At 62.7% G+C, this 17,247-nt stretch carries 18 protein-coding genes; 9 read left to right on the forward strand and 9 right to left on the reverse strand.

Annotation, left to right across the window (positions count from 1 at the left end; all coding sequences use genetic code 11):
• The first annotated feature begins 2 nt into the window (after nt 1-2).
• The 4 genes from BGP17_RS04140 to BGP17_RS04155 all read left to right on the forward strand — a co-directional run bounded on the left by BGP17_RS04140 (nt 3) and on the right by BGP17_RS04155 (nt 4,875).
• On the forward strand, nt 3-236 hold the full coding sequence (locus BGP17_RS04140) for a hypothetical protein (protein WP_070156409.1): 234 nt from the start codon (nt 3-5) through the stop codon (nt 234-236).
• A gap of 211 nt (nt 237-447) precedes the next feature.
• Nucleotides 448-2,073, forward strand: a complete 1,626-nt coding sequence (locus BGP17_RS04145) for a GMC family oxidoreductase (RefSeq protein WP_070156410.1) — start codon at nt 448-450, stop codon at nt 2,071-2,073.
• 182 nt (nt 2,074-2,255) lie between these two features.
• Nucleotides 2,256-4,523: an NADP-dependent malic enzyme gene (locus BGP17_RS04150; RefSeq protein ID WP_070156411.1), complete on the forward strand. Its 2,268-nt coding sequence runs from the start codon at nt 2,256-2,258 to the stop codon at nt 4,521-4,523.
• A 208-nt stretch (nt 4,524-4,731) separates the two neighbouring features.
• A complete protein-coding gene (locus BGP17_RS04155; protein WP_171905851.1) occupies nt 4,732-4,875 on the forward strand; it encodes a hypothetical protein in 144 nt (47 codons plus the stop codon).
• Between the two features lie 105 nt (nt 4,876-4,980).
• Here the strand turns inward: BGP17_RS04155 and BGP17_RS04160 are convergent, their stop codons facing one another.
• Nucleotides 4,981-5,394, reverse strand: coding sequence for a winged helix-turn-helix transcriptional regulator (locus BGP17_RS04160; RefSeq protein ID WP_070156441.1), 414 nt, complete (start codon nt 5,392-5,394; stop codon nt 4,981-4,983).
• A 97-nt stretch (nt 5,395-5,491) separates the two neighbouring features.
• Between BGP17_RS04160 and BGP17_RS04165 the strand changes: the two genes are divergently transcribed.
• Together BGP17_RS04165 and BGP17_RS04170 are read left to right on the forward strand one after the other, a co-directional pair.
• Entirely contained in the window at nt 5,492-6,343 is an 852-nt protein-coding gene (locus BGP17_RS04165; protein WP_070156412.1) for an SDR family oxidoreductase, read from the forward strand.
• Between the two features lie 9 nt (nt 6,344-6,352).
• Nucleotides 6,353-7,384: an alpha/beta hydrolase gene (locus BGP17_RS04170; protein WP_223806526.1), complete on the forward strand. Its 1,032-nt coding sequence runs from the start codon at nt 6,353-6,355 to the stop codon at nt 7,382-7,384.
• 28 nt (nt 7,385-7,412) lie between these two features.
• Here the strand turns inward: BGP17_RS04170 and BGP17_RS04175 are convergent, their stop codons facing one another.
• The 3 genes from BGP17_RS04175 to BGP17_RS04185 form a co-directional block, all read right to left on the reverse strand.
• Entirely contained in the window at nt 7,413-8,246 is an 834-nt protein-coding gene (locus BGP17_RS04175) for an SDR family NAD(P)-dependent oxidoreductase (protein ID WP_070156414.1), read from the reverse strand.
• A 51-nt stretch (nt 8,247-8,297) separates the two neighbouring features.
• Nucleotides 8,298-8,867, reverse strand: coding sequence for a TetR/AcrR family transcriptional regulator (locus BGP17_RS04180; RefSeq protein WP_070156415.1), 570 nt, complete (start codon nt 8,865-8,867; stop codon nt 8,298-8,300).
• Nucleotides 8,868-8,990: 123 nt separating this feature from the next.
• Nucleotides 8,991-9,383, reverse strand: coding sequence for a winged helix-turn-helix transcriptional regulator (locus BGP17_RS04185; protein WP_070156416.1), 393 nt, complete (start codon nt 9,381-9,383; stop codon nt 8,991-8,993).
• Between the two features lie 77 nt (nt 9,384-9,460).
• Between BGP17_RS04185 and BGP17_RS04190 the strand changes: the two genes are divergently transcribed.
• Nucleotides 9,461-10,045 carry an NADPH-dependent FMN reductase gene (locus BGP17_RS04190; protein WP_070156417.1) on the forward strand — a complete coding sequence of 195 codons (585 nt, stop codon included), beginning with the start codon at nt 9,461-9,463 and terminating at the stop codon, nt 10,043-10,045.
• A gap of 37 nt (nt 10,046-10,082) precedes the next feature.
• Nucleotides 10,083-10,925: a pirin family protein gene (locus BGP17_RS04195; RefSeq protein ID WP_070156418.1), complete on the forward strand. Its 843-nt coding sequence runs from the start codon at nt 10,083-10,085 to the stop codon at nt 10,923-10,925.
• Between the two features lie 107 nt (nt 10,926-11,032).
• Here the strand turns inward: BGP17_RS04195 and BGP17_RS04200 are convergent, their stop codons facing one another.
• The 3 genes from BGP17_RS04200 to BGP17_RS04210 are packed head-to-tail and all read right to left on the reverse strand — an operon-like array spanning nt 11,033 to nt 14,546.
• Nucleotides 11,033-11,935 (reverse strand): SMP-30/gluconolactonase/LRE family protein, encoded by a 903-nt coding sequence (locus tag BGP17_RS04200; protein ID WP_070156419.1) that lies wholly within the window; start codon nt 11,933-11,935, stop codon nt 11,033-11,035.
• Nucleotides 11,936-11,988: 53 nt separating this feature from the next.
• Complete coding sequence (locus BGP17_RS04205; protein WP_070156420.1) at nt 11,989-13,482, reverse strand: CoA transferase; 1,494 nt, start codon at nt 13,480-13,482, stop codon at nt 11,989-11,991.
• Nucleotides 13,483-13,511: 29 nt separating this feature from the next.
• Nucleotides 13,512-14,546, reverse strand: coding sequence for a 3-hydroxyacyl-CoA dehydrogenase NAD-binding domain-containing protein (locus BGP17_RS04210; protein ID WP_223806527.1), 1,035 nt, complete (start codon nt 14,544-14,546; stop codon nt 13,512-13,514).
• A gap of 83 nt (nt 14,547-14,629) precedes the next feature.
• Here BGP17_RS04210 and BGP17_RS04215 point away from each other — a divergent pair, with 83 nt between their 5' ends.
• Complete coding sequence (locus BGP17_RS04215; RefSeq protein WP_070156422.1) at nt 14,630-15,502, forward strand: LysR substrate-binding domain-containing protein; 873 nt, start codon at nt 14,630-14,632, stop codon at nt 15,500-15,502.
• Between the two features lie 159 nt (nt 15,503-15,661).
• Here BGP17_RS04215 and BGP17_RS04220 read toward each other — a convergent pair whose 3' ends face one another.
• Nucleotides 15,662-16,267 (reverse strand): TetR/AcrR family transcriptional regulator, encoded by a 606-nt coding sequence (locus tag BGP17_RS04220; protein WP_070156423.1) that lies wholly within the window; start codon nt 16,265-16,267, stop codon nt 15,662-15,664.
• 204 nt (nt 16,268-16,471) lie between these two features.
• Nucleotides 16,472-17,245, reverse strand: a complete 774-nt coding sequence (locus tag BGP17_RS04225) for an enoyl-CoA hydratase-related protein (RefSeq protein ID WP_070156424.1) — start codon at nt 17,243-17,245, stop codon at nt 16,472-16,474.
• Between the last annotated feature and the right edge of the window lie 2 nt (nt 17,246-17,247).

Genomic DNA, 17,247 nt, shown 5'->3' on the forward strand with positions numbered 1-17,247 from the left:
AAATGTCGATTCTCCTGGAGGACGCCCACCTCGACGGAAGGCTGTTCGACGGCGCCTGGCAGAAGGCCGCCGCGTCCTATCAAGTGATCGAGCCCGCGACCGGCAACGCGCTTGGTCGCGCGGGACAGGCGGACGCGGCGCTCATCGGCGTGACGGCTGCGTCGGCGCTTCAGGTAATGGCACAGCGATCGGCGGTCCTGCAAATCGGGAAGAATTCACACATTGGCAGTGGGTGACGATCAAGAATGCCCCTCCAGCCTCTCCATTCTGAGCCCAGGTCCGGAACACCTCTTCCAACTCCATAACGATCCGGCTGAGGGCCGAGCCAGCCGCTAGTCAAAAGGTCCTCAGTAGCGAGGTTTGGCCGAGGCAGCGTCCCAATCAGGTGGCCTGATCGAGCCGCCAACCATTCAGAGCAGACAACAAAAAGCAATCAGGAGCCTGTCAATGTCTACCAAAGAGTTCGATGTGGTCATCGTAGGCAGTGGCGCTGCCGGGTGCGTTGTGGCCGATTATCTCGCCCGTCACACCCGAGCCAGCATTGCGGTCATCGAGGCAGGCGATAAGGATCGTGATCCGATGATCCATATCCCTGCGGGATATTCGAACATCCTCGCGCATGACCGGCATGTCTGGGCCTATGATACGGTGCCGGTCCATGGGACGCCCCGGCGCTTTCGCATGGGCAAGGTCGTCGGGGGCGGCTCCTCGATCAATGCCATGTGCTACGTTCGTGGTCAGAAGCAGGATTTTGACGCCTGGCAGGCTGCCGTCGGCGATACAGGAGACTGGTCGTGGGACACGATGATCCAGGCCTATATCGAGCAGGAAAAGAACGACACCTTCCACAATGCCCATCATGGCATTCACGGAGATCTGTCCGTTGAACTGCCCAAGGGCATCAACGAGCTGAATCAGCGATGCATGAAAGCATTCCAGGAATATGGCCTTCCCTACAACGCGGACTATAACGGAGACTTCCAGAACGGTGTTTCGCCCGTTCAGACCAACACGCTCAACGGCAAGCGTTGCAGCGCTGCGGTCGCGTATCTTCACAGGCATGTAGACAGTGGGCGAGTGAAGCTGCTTACCGGCTATACGGTTACGAAAGTGCTGTTGGACGGGACACGCGCAGTCGGTGTCAGGGCTCTCAACGGAAAAAACGAACAGGACATCCGCGCTGACCTCGTGATCATGTCTGCGGGTGCGGTGCAATCGCCGAAGATTCTGATGCACTCGGGCATCGGGCAAAGGGAGCAACTCCAGAAATTCGGGATCGAGGTGAAGGTGGATCTGCCGGGCGTTGGGGAAAACCTGCACGATCACCCGATCATTCCCATCACTGCCTATGTGAAGGGGAAGATGGGCTATCAGCATTCGGCCCATGGCATCGGCTCCCTGGTCGCAGGGATGCGTTATCTGCTGACCCGTGACGGCCCGGCGTCGGGCAACGGGATCGAAACGGTGTCCTACTGGAACCCGCTGGACCTGGACAGCGAGGAGCCCACGGTACAATGCTACCACGAGCCGATCATCGCTGCGGACGGACTGAACCCCACCGGCTCGCGCTCCGGGGTGACCTTTGCCACCGTCGTGTTGCAGCCCAAAAGCCGGGGCTGGGTGCGCTTGGCGGACAGCGATCCGACGTCGATGCCGCTCATCAACCCGAATTTCATCGGTCACGAATATGATCTGAAGGTCGGCATCGACGCAGTGAAAGCTGTGCGCAAGGTGATGGAACAGGAATCGCTTGCCGAAGTCGTGGACGAAGAGGTTCTCCCCGGAAAAGATAAGCAGAGCGACGAGCAGATCGGTGAGTTCGTGAAAAGCGTGGCCACCACCATGTGGCACCCGGTGGGCACCTGCCGAATGGGCCTCGACGAAGGCGCTGTGGTCGACGCCCGGCTCAAGGTCAGAGGAACAGAACAACTGCATGTGATCGACGCGTCTATTATGCCGACAATCACGAGCGGCAACACGAATGCGCCAACGCAAGCACTGGCCCTGCACGCCGCCAAAATGTTGGTTCAGACCTATTTTCGCAATATCGGAACAACCGGTCGGGCGGCGTAGGGCTGCCAGTTGGCAATCAAACACGTGGGAGAGATCGCGCCGATCGTTGAATGGCCTGGGGAGCCTTGATGGCACTCGTCACGCAACCATCGCGCGCGATCATGGACTTCGAGTTGGTGCGATGGCTGGCGGCAGCAGGACCTTGTGGGCAGCCTGTCAGCCCAAGGGATAATGGGTCATAGATGGACGACAATTTCTATCGCAGCGCACTCGACTACCACCGGCATCCCAAGCCCGGCAAGCTGGCGATCGAGCCCACCAAGCGGATGGTCAACCAGCGCGATCTGGCGCTGGCCTATTCGCCAGGCGTCGCCGCGCCTTGCGAGGAAATCGCCGCCGACCCTGGCAAGGCGCTCGATTACACCGCGCGCGGCAATCTGGTTGCGGTGATTTCCAACGGGACGGCCGTGCTGGGGCTTGGCGCGATCGGCGCTCTTGCATCCAAGCCGGTGATGGAAGGCAAGGCCGTCCTGTTCAAGAAATTCGCGGATATCGACGTGTTCGACATCGAAGTCGATACCACAGATCCCGACGCCTTCGTCGATGCCGTCGCGCTCCTGGAGCCGACGTTCGGCGCCATCAATCTGGAGGATATCAAGGCGCCTGAATGCTTCTCGATCGAAGCCCGCCTTAAGGAACGGATGAACATTCCCGTCTTTCACGATGACCAGCATGGCACCGCCATCGTGGTCGCGGCGGCGGTGCAAAACGCGCTGGTGCTCCAGGGCAAGCCGCTGAGCGACGCGAAGCTGGTAACCTCGGGTGCAGGCGCTGCGGCGCTGGCCTGCGTTGACCTGCTGGTTGCGATGGGCCTGCCTCGGGAGAATGTCACTCTGACCGATAGAGACGGCGTGATCCATGCGGGTCGCGAGGGCATGCTGCCCAATATGGCGCGCTATGCGCGAGCCACCGATGCCAGGACCCTGCCCGAAGTGCTGCCTGGCGCGAACATCTTTCTCGGCCTGTCCGCGCCGCATGTCCTGAAACCCGAATGGCTGTCGCTGCTGGCGGATCGGCCCCTGATATTTGCGCTGGCCAATCCCGAACCGGAAATCCTGCCCGAGACGGCGCGTGCGGCACGCCCTGACGCGATCATCGCAACGGGCCGATCGGATTATCCGAACCAGGTCAACAATGTCCTGGGCTTCCCCTACATCTTTCGCGGCGCGCTGGACGTGGGGGCAACGACCATCAACGAACAGATGAAGATGGCCGCCGCCGAGGCCATTGCCTCGCTGGCGCGCCTGCCCGCGCATGAAAGCGTCGCCCAGGCCTATAGCGGGCGCAAGCTCGCGTTCGGCCCTGACTACATCATTCCCACCCCCTTCGATCCCAGACTCATTTCAGAGATCGCCCCGGCGGTCGCCAGGGCCGCGATGGACAGCGGGGTGGCCCGGCGCACCGTCGATCTTGAGAAGTATCGCCGCGCATTGGCTCAACAAAACCTGCGCTCGGCGCAATTGCTGTTGCCGGTGTTCGAGGCGGTGCGCGGGCGTCGCCGGCGCGTGGTCTATGGCGAGGGCGAGGACGAACGCATCTTGCGCGCAGTTCAAGATGCCCTGGATGACGGCATCGTGCAGCCAACACTCATCGGGCGGCGGCGCATCCTGTCGCAGAAGCTGCCCGAGTTGGGCCTGCGCTTCGAATTGGATCGTGACGTCACCGTGATCGATCCCGAAACCGATCACGAAATCATCGAACCCCTCGCCGAAGCATACCGCATAATCGCCGCGCGGCGCGGTGTTGCATCATCGGAAATCCTGCGCCACGTCTACCGGCGTCCTACGGTGACCGCAGCCATGTTGCTGCGAACCGGGCGCGTGGATGCCGCTCTCGTGGGCGGCAATGCCGAGTTCTGGGGCCAGGTCGAGCATGTCCTGCGCATCATCGACCTCGTCCCGGGCGTGCAGCGGGCCTACGCCTTGTCCGGGCTCATTCTCGATGCCGGAGCCCTGTTCATCACCGACACCCATATGGTGCCTGACCCGACGCCCGAGCAGATCACCGAAATGACGCTACTCGCGGCGCAGCGCGTTCGTCGGTTCGGACTTGTTCCACGGATCGCCCTGCTCTCGCATTCCAACTTCGGAGCCTCGCACAGTCCGAGCGCGCGCAAAATGCGTGCAGCTCTGACGCTCGTCCAGAAGAAGGTACCGGAACTCATCGTCGATGGTGAAATGCACGCTGATGCCGCGCTCTCGCATCGTCTGCGCGAAAGGCTGGTTACCGACAGCCCGCTGAAAGGACCGGCGAACTTGCTGGTAATGCCCAATCTCGATGCCGCCAACATTACGTTGACGGCGCTCTCCGCTTCATCGAATTCGCCTGTCGTCGGTCCGATGCTGATGGGCCTCTCCAGGCCGATTCATGTTCTTACCCCCAGCGTGACGGCGCGTGGCATCCTCAATCTCACGGCGATCGTCGCGACCGATGAGATGCAGAACACTTAGCAGCGCTACGACCGGCAAAGACACGACCCGCACAGGCAGAGGCCGTGATTTACCGCTGACGACGATGGCGAGATTGTGTTTCCACTGGTGTACCCGAGCCGACCTCTATGCCTATCCAGCCCTTGAACGGAGTTTTACGATATGCAGGAGAAACCATTCGATCCAGCGTGCTCAGTTCCAGACGTCCAGGCAGTTCTCAAAGCGATGGGTGATTGGCTCGAAAGGCCGTCTCTCGTTCTGGCCGGGTGTATTGCAGGAACAGGGTCAGTTCTATGACTTCGCCGATATCGACCAGGCGGTCGCGGACTGCGAGAGCGCCAAGACCGTCAAGCCCATCCTGCGTCTCGAGTAATAACCCTTGGGCGGCCGCCATGCTGGTACCGATGCGCGCCGGCGAGCGGCTTTGACAGGATCGGCTCTTGCGGTGATGCTCCTGACATCCATGCCCCGTGTGGCTTCAGCCGTCTTCGCTTCTCGCCTGGAGGAGCGTCTCCAGGTTGGATTCCACCCAGTCGGCGAGGTCTCGTACCTTAACGGCCGCCTGCATGCCCATCGGCGTAAGCGTGTATTCCACATGCGGCGGGACGACGTTGAAGGCGCGCCGCTCCACCATACCGTCCTTTTCGAGCAGCTGAAGCGTCTGCGCCAGCATCCGCTCGCTGACCCCGCCGATCCGACGACGCAGTTGGCTGAACCGCATGGTTCCAGGGAGCAACGCGATGAGCGCCAATATGCCCCACCGGCTGGTGAGATGGTTGAGGATCTCGCGGGAGGGGCATGCGGGCGTCAGAACATCGCCGCGTAGGAGCCTGTCGGGAAGGGTTTTCCGCTCCGATGGTTCGGACGTGCGGGCGGACTTTTCGAGCGCCATCCTAAACTTACCTTTTTGTATGTACTTACCAAGAATAATGGCGGACGCTATATCGAGGCAAGCCCTCCTACCCTGATTCAACGCGGAGATATTTGCCATGACGATCGCAGTAACGGCTGCAGCCGGCCAGCTGGGCCATATTGTCATCGACAAGCTCAAGCAGAAGGTGTCTGCCGGCGATCTTCTCGCCCTGGTCCGCCGACCGGAGCAGACTGAGGTTCTTGGGGTTGCTGCCCAGCCGATCGACTATTCCGCTCCTGCTACGCTCGATGCGCCTCTCCGCGGCGTCAACACCCTGTTGCTGATCTCCTCCAGCGAGATCGGCAAGCGAGCCGTCCAGCACGCCAATGTAATCGCGGCCGCGAAGAAAGCGGGGGTCGAGCGCATCGTTTATACGAGCGTGCTTCACGCGGACGTGTCCAGCTTGAGCCTGGCGGACGAGCACCGGGCAACCGAAGCCGAACTGAAATCGTCGGGTCTTGCCTACACGCTCCTGCGCAACGGTTGGTATACCGAGAACTATACCGGCTCCGTCGGCCCTGCGCTGACCAACGGCGCGCTGATCGGCAGCGCGGGTGATGGCAGGATATCCTCCGCGACCCGGGAGGACCTTGCCGAAGCCGCCGTCGCCGTATTGACCACTCCGGGTCATGAGAACATGACCTATGAACTGGCCGGCGACGAAGCCTGGACCCTGACCGACCTTGCGGCCGAAATATCGCGACAGACCGGCAAGAACATTCCCTATCATAATCTTCCCGCAGCCGATTACGCCGCAGCGCTCGAAGGTGCCGGTTTGCCCAAGGAGTTGGCCGCAGCCATCGCTTCCTATGATGTCAGCGCCTCGCAGGGCGCGCTTTATGGATCGGAGCGCACCTTGTCGCAGCTCATCGGGCGTCCGACGACGCCGCTGGCAACGAGCGTTGAACGCGCGCTCAAATCCCTCTGAGCGACATGCTTGGGCATCATTTATCTGAAACTGACAGCAACGACGCCGGCGCGCCGTTGCGCTTCAACGGAGATTGACGAGATGCAGGCAAAACCCTTCGATCCGGCGCGGCTGGCGCCCGACGTCCGCGCGGTCCTGGAGGCGATGAACGAATCGGGTGCGCCGCCGCTCGATACTCTGCCGATCGCTGAGATGCGCGAAGCATACAAGCAGATCGGCGCGACATTGGGCGGCGAGGTGCTGCCCGTCGGCGAGGTACGCGACATCAAGGCCATGGGGCCCGCGGGAGCGATCCCGCTGCGCCTCTATGTTCCGCAGACCCCCAGTTCGCCGGGAGCCGCAACCGTGTACATCCACGGCGGCGGCTGGTCGCTCGGCGACCTGGACAGTCACGACAAGGTCTGTCGGCGGCTCGTCCACAATAGCGGCGTGACCGTGGTTGCGATCGGCTATCGTCTGGCGCCCGAATATCCTGCTCCTGCCGGCCCCGACGATGTCGTGGCCGCTATCCGATGGCTCGCGGAGCATGCCGGCGAGTTCGCTCTGGATCCCCAGCGGCTTGCCGTTGCGGGCGACAGCGCCGGGGGCAGCCTTGCCGCCGTCGCGACGCAACAACTGCGCGACGAGGTTCAGTTTCGCGCGCAGGTGCTGTTCTACCCTTGCGGTGATCTATCCCCGACCGGCTGGGCATTTTCGTCTCGGGTCGAAAACGGCAATGTGCCACCACTGACGCTGGACGCGATGCACGCCATGTCCGATCCTTTCGTTTCCGATATCGATCCTCGCGATCCAAGGGTCTCCCCTCTCCTCGCCTCCACCTTCGATCGCTTGCCGCCGGCGCTGATCTTCAGCGGGGAATGCGACGCGCTCCGCGATGACGGTCGCCTGTACCGGGACGCGCTCCAATCGGCCGGTGTGCCGGTGGACTATGTCGAAATTCTCGGCATGGTGCATGGGTTCATCGAAATGGCCGGCGTCCTGAACACAGCGGTCGAGGCTTCCGAACGCGCGGGAGCCTTCCTGCGGCAAAACCTTTCTTAGCAAGGTCTCTGAAAGCGTCTACGATTTGCTAGCCTTGACCAAGCCACGGCTTAAGCATCGCCTCGCTCCGGTCCCACAGTCCCCTGGCAATCGATCCATCGTCTTTGAAGCCCACCTTCATCGGCTTCCCGTTCGCATACATCCCGCCACATTCCCAATCGCTGCCCGGGGTTCCCTCGGCAAGGTCGACCAGACCGGTTGCCGCCTTCTCAGGGCTTATCGTGATGAGGTACTTCAGCGGCGTGTGATAGATAAAGCGCATGAAATGCGTGGTGTCGCTTGCAAAGCTGGAGCGGACGACGCCGGGATGGAACGCCACGGCGGAAATGCCGTCCGGTCGGTGCCGACGATCGAGTTCCCTGGTGAACAATATGTTCGCCAGCTTTGCCCGGCCATAAGCCTTCTGCGGTGCGTAGTCGCGCTCGTTGTTGAGGTCGCTGAGGTCAAAACCGCCGCCCCACATGTTCGCGGCTTCGCTTGCGGTCTGGATGACGGTGGAACGACTTGCGATCAGTTCGGGCATCAGCAGCTTGACCAGAAGGAACGGCGCGAGATGGTTCACCTGAAAGGTTTTCTCGAACCCGTCCTCGGTCAGTTCGCGGTTCCCCATGATACCGCCCGCATTGTTCGCGAGCACATCGATGCGATCATAATGTTGCAGTTCGTCCGCCAGTCGCTGCACATCACCAAGCGTGGCATAGTCGGCCAGATGGAAGGGCACAGACAGTTCGCGGGCCATCGCCTCGGTCTTCGACCGCGAACGGCCCACCAGGATGACGGTGTGGCCAAGCGATTTGAGCTTCCGCGCTGCTGCCGCTCCAATTCCATCGCTGGCTCCGGTTATGATGATGGTCTTCTGCATTGGTCGGTTCTTTCTTATGGAACGATCGGTTTCGCGATGGCTGGATCGGGTCTAGCCACGCGGGCTGCGGCATATGATCTGCACGGCCAGACGAATTCCTGCCCGATATGCATTGGGCGAGGCGACTTCATGCTTTATGCCGACCGAGGCGTGGACGAGGTGCTGCGCCAGCTCGGCTGCCGAAAGCTTTTCCGCTTTCCATCGATCCGCAACCTGCGCCACCGACAGGGCTTCGGTGACCTCGGACAGGAGCGTCGTTTCGAACGCTCCGACCGCAAGCGGGCAACGTTTTCGGCTCTCCTCTATGAGTTCGTCCAGCAATGGAGAGCCAATGCCTGCGCCGTGCGCGACCTCGAATGCCTCGGCCAGCCTGTCTTCAATGCTGCAATCAGCCCGCCGGAGCGCCCGCCGCACCGTACCGCCCGCATCGCGCAGGTTCCCTGCGACCATCGCCTCGAAGATGGAATCCTTGCTGCCAAAATGCAGGTAGAGACCTTGCCGTGACAGGCCGGCCGCCTGCGCGAGATCCTTCATCGATGTCTTGGCGAAGCCGTACCGGAGGAAGACCTCAAGCGCGGCCGTGAGGATCGCGTCATACGTGTCGCCGGGCTCGGTGTTCATGGGTCTCTCTGCGGCGGGCTCTTCAGAAACGGGCGGCCCTCTGATTTACAGATTTGACATATTTAGTACGATTGTCAACCGACGTGCATGGCGAGCTGTGGCATGCCAAACCTGCGTCCGGGATCATTCACGGAGCCGGCCATCGAAGGCGACACGGGCAGCTTTGATCATGTCCTGATGGGCGCGAGCCCATTTTCCCAGCGCGGCAACAGGTTTCTGCAACGAGCGCCCGAGCGGCGTGAGCGCGTAGTCGACGCGCGCCGGAACGGTCGGCGTCACCGTCCGCGTGACGAGACCGTCCCGTTCCAGCCCACGAAGCGTCAAGGTCAGCATGCGCTGCGAAATGTCTGGCACCAGACGCGCGATTTCCGAGAAGCGACGAGGCCCGCCGGCAAGGCTCATAATGACCAGCACGGTCCATTTATCGCCAATCCGCTGCAAGACGTCTCGCGTGATCTCGCAGCCCTCGGCCACCTGCTGGAGCTGATCGCTGACATCGCTGTTCGGGACTATCATGCATGTGCCTCCTTGCAGCCGTTCGAGGAACTTACCAATATAGCGTCACTTCCTTTTTGTAAGCCGGAGGCTGCCTCATGACGCTGAATGTAGGAATCATCATCGGAAGCACGCGGCCCGGCCGCAATGGCGAAGCGGTAGCGCGTTGGGTCCATGAACTCGCCTCGCAGCGCAAGGACGCCGCCTTTCATCTCGTCGATATCGAGAGTTTCAACCTGCCGGTGCTCGACGAGCCGTTCCCGCCGTCGCTGCGGCAACCCTTCACCAAGGAGCATTCCAAAGCCTGGTCGGGCGCGATCGCACCGCTCGATGCCCTCGTGTTCGTGACGCCGGAATATAACCATTCGACCTCCGGTGCGCTCAAGAACGCGATCGATTTCCTGTTCTACGAGTGGCACGACAAGGCTGCGGGTTTCGTGAGCTATGGCAGCACGGGCGGCGTTCGCGCCGTCGAGCATCTGCGCGGTATCGTCGGAGAATTGCACATCGCGGATGTGCGTTCGCAGGTCGCGCTATCGCTGTTCGACGACTTTGAGAATTTCTCCACGTTCAAGCCGCGCGACGTGCAGGCGACCGCACTCAATACGATGCTCGACGAGCTGCTTGGCTGGGGCGGCGCGCTCAAGGGCTACCGAGAAGGCAAGCAGGCGAAAGCCGGCTGACCCGATCACGGGGTGCGTTTCGAAACAGGGAGAGACCATGACCGAACGGACGATCGTCAACAAAGGCGTCGCGCGGCGCGAGGACAATCACGACCTGATCACCCGCATCCCGCCGGTGACCATGTCTGGCCCCACGCCTTTCCTGCTGATCGTCCATCACGGGCCGCAGGTCTATCCGCCGAACAATCATGGCCTGCCCTTTGCGCCCCATCCACATCGGGGGTTCGAGACGATAACCTTCGTCCGCACCGGCGCGCTGCTGCACGAGGACAGCCGCTCGTCGCCCAGGATTGTTCATGGCGGCGGCGTGCAATGGATGACGGCCGGCTCGGGCATTGTCCACAACGAGTCCGCCCCGCCAGCCTTCAGGAAGGACGGCGGACCGCTCGAAGTCCTCCAACTCTGGCTCAACCTTCCCTCGGCGCTCAAAGACGCCCCGCCGCATTATGTCGGGCTCGAGGCTGAAGACATCCCGTCGATTGAGATCGATGGCGGCCGCGCCACCGTCAACGTCGTCGCGGGTCGCTTCGAGGACACCATGGCTCCGATCCGTTCGCTGACAGACGCGACAATGCTCGTCGTTGACCTAGCGCCTGGTGGAACGGTGGTGTTGCCGGCGCCGGAGGGACGCAGCCTCTTCCTCTACGTGATCGAGGGGGACGTCATCATCGGCGGCGAAAGGGTCGAGCAGTATAGCCGCGTGATGTTCGGCGATATGGGCGACCGCGTCACCGTGACGTCGACTGATGGCGGAACGATCATCTACGGCCACGCCCCGCCGATCAACGAATCCGTCGCTGCGCGTGGCCCTTTCGTCATGACCACGGCCACTGAACTCGTACAGGCCGCGCGCGACTATCAGGCAGGGCTGTTCGCATGAATTGAACAGGGGCGCCGGAAACCAAAACCCTGGCGATGCGCACAGTCTTGGCTTCCCGTCTGTACTGCCCCCTCAAGGAAGCGACGCCTGGCGAGGGCCGACGGTGATCAGAAGAGCACGAGGCCGGTTACCGCCTGACCCTGGTCGTACAGCACCGTCCGTTCCATGGTCTCAAGGTCGATGCGATAGACGCGGCCCGACAGGTCCGACACATAGGCGACATTGTCACCAGGGCAGAGCGTCAGGCCGATCGTTTCCTCAAAGCCGCGAACCAGAACCTCGTGCCCTTCCAGGCCGGTAGCCGTGATGCGGGCGCGGTTCAAGGAGTTGCCATCGGGCTCAGCGCCGCGATCGGTCCAGTAGAGCAGGCCCCGTTCCTCGTCGATTTCGAGATCGATGGGTTCAGGAAGCGCGTCCACGAGCAGCTCGATGTCGGACCGGTTCCAGGGCTGCTCACCTTGGGCAAGCTCAATGCCGGCGCGGAAGATACGGCCGAGACCTGCTTTCTTGGGCCCCTTCTGGGTCCAGTAGAGCTTGCCGTGCGCGGCATCGAGCGCGATGCCGACACATTGGTCGAGCTTGTCGCGGGGATAGGCGCCTCCCCTGCCCCGCTCCACCAGCGTTTCCAGCCCGCTCCCGTCGACCCTGCTGCGCATGACCCGGCCGCCTTCGCGGTCGCACCAGTAGAGCATGCCGGCGTCATGATCCAATTGGAGCTGCTTGGGCGTGTAGATCGCGCCGTCGCCGACCAGCTGGGTATCGCCAGTGCCGTCGAGGCGGCAGCGCCGGATGGTGCCGTCCGGCTCGAAGAAGTCCTCGCCTTCGCGATGGGGGCCCATGTCGGTCCAGTAGAAATAACCTTTTGCCGCATCGACCTGGATACCGTCGGGGTGGCCGACATTCTCCACCGTCAGGAGGATCTTGCCGCTCTCACGCTCAATCACCACCAACTGCCGCTTGTAGACATCCAGCAGGGCCAGACGGCCCTGCGCAGCCGTGTATTCGTTCATCTCACATCTCCGATTGCAACCGACCCTGCCTCATCTGGCGGGCGGCGAGGATCTCAGCGCGCGAGCCATTCAGCCTTGCCCGAGCCGCGAGGCACCAGCGGCGTCGCGTAGAAGCCGGGCGTGCGGGACATCCGAACCTGGTCGGTGACCCCCTGATAATGCCCACATGGCGTGTCCGCTTCGAACAGCTCGGGCGCGAGATATTCATGATCGCCGGCAGTGCCCGCGATCGCAGCGGCATAGGCCTTGTCGAAGATGCCCATGTGCAGGAGCCAGATCGACAGCCGTGCGAGCGAGATCCGGATACGATAGCTGCCGCCCTCGGTCGCGCGGCGTTGAAGCGCAGCCGCGACGGCAACGCTGGCGATCCACGACATGGCGTAGTCGTTGACGACGAATATCTCGGTCAGCTGCGGCCGCTCGGGCGTGCCTTCGCGGGCGAACACGCCGCTGACGCCGCCGGCATTCTGGTCGAAGCCGATACGATCCGCCCAGGGACCGCGCCAGCCATAGAGCGACATGTCGACATGGATGAGGCCGGGCTTGATTTCGGCGAGCTGCTCGGCCGTCAGGTTGTAGCGACCAAGGAAGCCCGGGCGCCGATTGGAAAAGAAGAGGTCGGCATCGCCCAGCAGCGCCTTGAAGCGCGTCATCTCGTCGGCGCGCTTGAGATCCATGGTCGCGGACCGCATTCCGACGTTCGCCGTGTAATAGGTCAGGTCCATCTCGAAGTCGCCCGGTCCCCACAGGTTGAGGACGTCCGCGCCATGATAGGCGAGAGCGCGGCCCAGGCCGGCGCCGGCGATCACCCGGCCAAGTCCGAGCGCCCGGATCCCGTCGAGGGGCGTTCGTGGATCGGCGGTGAACGGAACCGGATCGCTGTCGCCGATCTTCGTGATCTCGACGAGTGGCATATCCTTCAGATAGCCGAACTGCTCGGTCTGCGTGAATTCCTCGGCGGTGCGCACCAATGTCGCCTGCAGACCGGCCTGGTTGAAACGCTCCTCGAGCGCGAGCCCGTCATGCTCGCGAACCGCGGCCGCGATGGCGCTGACGCTGTCGCTGCACCCGAGCAAGGCGAGCGCCGCCGATTTGGTCCGGGGATAGATGTTGAGCAACTGCAGCCAGCGGCCGTCTCGCGTCTGGTACATGTGGCTCGGCATGAACGGATTGGCCGGGTCGGACGGTGTACCCGGCGCATATCCGTTCAGCATCTCCCACTTCTTGTCGTAGAAGGGGCATAGCCGGTGGAGCACCTGGCGCAGGTCGACCGACAGGTCCTGTCCCTCGCCGGTCCGCGTCTTCCAGATCCCCGCGAAGGCCACCGCCTTGGCCATCAGCGACACGCCCGCCATGGTGGCAAGCGGCCAGGGGCTGGAGATGATCGGGTCCTTGCCGGAGAATGTGACCGTTCCTCCGGCGTCGGTGGGGTCGAGACCTACCCCGTCCAACACCTCCCGCAGCTCCCTGGCGGGATCGATGCGATCGTCGGATGTGAGCGGCGCCGAGAGCGCCGCGGCAATGCGGTCCTGGATCATGCTGGTCATCACGTCATCCAATGTCTTGAGAGAGAAGCTCAGGGCAGCTGAGGAGCCTGGGCCTTGAGGGCGAGGAGTTGGATCAGCGTGTCGTCGCGCTCCTCCTGGAGCGTTGCGAGTTCCCGGCCGCTCAATTCGTCCTCGACGCCCTGCATCGCCTCGGTCTTGACCTTGGGCGTGAAGGAGAGGTCGCCGAGATCGCGCCACCAGGACTCGATCGGCGGTCCGAGATGGTCGATCACATGGCCGATACCACCGCTGCCGCCTGACAGATGGAGGTTGAGGAACGGTCCGAGCAGCGCCCAGCGCAGGCCCGGGCCATGCGCGATGGCGGTGTCGATGTCGGACACCGAAGCGATGCCCTGATCGACCAGGTAGAAAGCCTCGCGCCACAGCGCCGCCTGCAGCCGGTTGGCGACATGGCCCTTGACCTCGCGCCGGATATGGATCGGCTTCTTGCCGATCGCGCGATAGAAATTGATCGCCCGTTCGACCGCCTCGTCGGAGGTTTCCTTGCCGCCCACGACCTCGACGAGCGGGATCAGATGCGGCGGGTTGAAGGGGTGACCGAGCACGACCCGCTCGGGATTGCGCGCGCCGCCCTGGATGTCGGAGATGAGAATTCCCGACGAGGAGGTGGCGATGATCACGTCATCGGCGACGGCTGCCGAAATCTCGGCGAGCAGCGCGCGTTTGACGTCGACGCGCTCGGGTCCGTTCTCCTGCACGAAGCCGACGCCGGCCAGCGCGCTCACGGGGTCGGCATCGAAGGTCAGCCGGTCCTGGGACGCGCCGGGCGCGAGCCCGATCTTGACGAGCGCGGGCCAATATTGCGCGACGAGATCCCGCAGCTTCTGCTCGGCACCGGGCGCGGGATCGGTTGCGCCAACGTCAAATCCGCGAGCCAGATAATAAGCCGCCCAACTGGCGCCGATGACGCCGCAACCGACGATGCCGATTTTTTGAGGTGTCGCCACGATGATTTCTCCGTTTTGCTTGCGCAGATCTCGACGAGATGCGGACAAGCCTAAAAAATGTTCGAGGTGGGCGGGTGTCTGATTGGCGATGTCCACCCATCTCTTGCGCCAAATCTATGCCTGCGTTGCCAGACACACCAAGACTTGCTAGCGCTACAAGCTATGCTCAGGAGGCATGGTTGGAACTGCGCCACATCCGATACTTCGTTGCCGTCGCGGAATCCGGAAGCGTCAGCACGGCAGCGCGATCCCGGCTGCATACCTCGCAGCCGTCACTGAGCCGGCAGTTGCTCGAGCTTGAAGAAGAGCTGGGCGTGAAGCTCTTCGAACGACGGTCTCGTGGCGTGGTGCTTACCGATCCGGGCCTCGTGTTCCTGGAACGAAGCCGGCGCGTGTTGAAAGAAGTCGATGACGCGGCTGCGGCGGCCAGAAATACTCCGGCTGTGTTGAGGCTGGGGGTCCTCCCCGGGCTTGAACTGTCGACACTGCCCAGGGTGGTCGAACTTGCCCGGAAGCATTCCCCCGAAGCGGAAATTCGCGTGATGAGCGCCTCATCTCCGCGACTGATCGAGGAGTTGCGCGCCGGGAACATCGATATGGCTTTCATGCGTCAGGACGAAGACGCGGTGGATATCCATTTCGAGATTGCGGGCTATCACGGCCTCACCGCCTTTCTGCGCGACGACCATGCTCTGGCTGCGAAGCCCGAGCTCGTCTTCGAGGACCTGATCGATCAGACCTATGTGTCAGTCGGGCGTCGGTCCGCCCCGGCTCTGCGCGTGGCCATCGACGCCTGGGCGCAGCGCAAGGACCTGCCGCTGCGCCCGGTCCACACGGCCGCCAACATTGCCTCGGCGCTGTCGCTCATCCTCACGGTCGGAGGCTTTTCGCTTTTGCCGAAATATGCCGACCAGCTCCTGCTCCCGCGCGTCATCACGCGTCCTCTCGTCGACGGACCTTCCCCAATCCCGCTCATGATCGGCTACCGGCCCAAGAACGCATCCCGCTCCAGGCATTTGATGGAAGCTGTGCGAAAAGGGTGGCGGGCCTAGTCGTACAGCCCATGCCCGGTGGTCGGCTCACCGGCCACGATCATGCCGGGGGTCTGCCCCGCGCATCATCAGCCTGGGCAGTTCGTATGTCAGTGAGCGAAAGAGCTCCGCTCAGCATCATCGTGCCGTTACAATAGCGAACGGGATGACAGCAGATTGCTATGCTGCCCGTTTGCCGCTCGCGGATTTCTTGCCGATCAGCTCGAGAACCATTTCCGCCAGTTCGTCGATCTTTATGTCTCCGTCAGGATCGTACCAGGTGTGGGTCCAGTTGATCATCCCGAAGAGCAGCATGGTCTGGACGCGTGCCCGTTTCGGGTCGCCGGCCAGACCCGGGGTGAGAGCGGTGAGTAGCTTCTGGGTCACTTCGACCACCTGGCGCTGCTTGCTCACGATCGTTTCACGCATTGCGTCTGGCAAATGCGCCAGCTCGTTCAACAGCACTTTCTGGCGGCTCGCCGCGCCCATATAGTGGCGCAGGAAGGCATGGATCAGCCTGTTGAACTGGTCGGCGGCTCGCCCGCCTTCCCGGGCCACCTGATGGGTATCCTCCACGAGCTGATCGATGTGCGAAGACATCACCTCGTAAAGAATATCCTCCTTCGAAGGGAAATAATGGTAGATGAGCGACTTGGACGTCTGGCACGCTGCGGCGAGATCGGAGAGGGATGCGCCGGTGAAGCCGCGCCGAGCAAAGAGTTCGGCTGCCTTGTCGACGATCGCTATGCGGCGCTCCTCATAATCCGGGGCCTGGGTGCGCGCCATCAATCCGTCCAATCCACACAAGAGTATAAGAACCGACCCTATTATCCGGATCGGCCCGAAATTCTCAAGCAATGATTGACCGGCCGGTCGGCCTCGAGAGGACGGCAGCTGCTGCAAGCGACCAATAGCCATTCCAGACGGGATCGACCGGCCACATGTGCGCCTTGCCCGATGGCCCCCGTCACCGGACCAGGGCCTTGGCCATCAGCCGCAGGACATTGCCGGCCAGACCGGATCGCGTCGTTCGCGGAAGGCCGCGATGCCCTCGGCTTTCTCCGGACCGGCGAGCAGTGCAAGAAAGCGCTGGCGCTCGGCGCAGAGATGCTCGCTCAAGGAACGATCCGCGGCGTCTCTTATGCTGGCCTTCGCAGCCTTGAGCGCGCGAGGTGCGCGCGAGGCGAGCTTGCTTGCAAGGGTCAGCGCATCGGACAAGGCCTCGCCGTCCCGGGCCAGCCGCGCGATCAGCCCGAGATCATATGCGCGCCTGGCGTGGATCGGCTCGCCCGTCAGCACCATATCCAGGGCGGCGGCCCGTCCTACGAGGCGCGGCAGGAGCGCAGTGCCCCCTGCCCCAGGGATGATCCCGAGATTGGTTTCGGGCTGGCCGATCCTGGCATTTTCGGCCGCGACAACGATGTCGCAGCGCAGCATCAGTTCGCAGCCCGCGCCGAGGCACCAGCCCTCGACCGCCGCCACCAGCGGTTTGGGGAAGCCCGCGATACAGGCCCAGGCGTTCCAGCGCGGCCCGGCGATCGGCTCCTTTCCGTCGGAGCGCTCCAGTTCCCCAAGATCGGCACCCGCCGCGAATACCTTCTCGTTTCCGGCAAGGACGACACAGCGAATGGTATCATCGTCGGCCGCGCCCATCAGCTCGCGGGCGATCATCTCGAGCAGAGGCGTCGCGAGAGCGTTGCGGCTTGCCGGCCGGTTGAGGGTCAGCAGCAACACGCCATCGGAAGGCCGCGACGCGAGCAGCATGG

This window comes from Sphingomonas sp. 67-41 (assembly GCF_001899725.1).
GTDB classification, from domain to species: Bacteria; Pseudomonadota; Alphaproteobacteria; order Sphingomonadales; family Sphingomonadaceae; genus Sphingomonas; species Sphingomonas leidyi.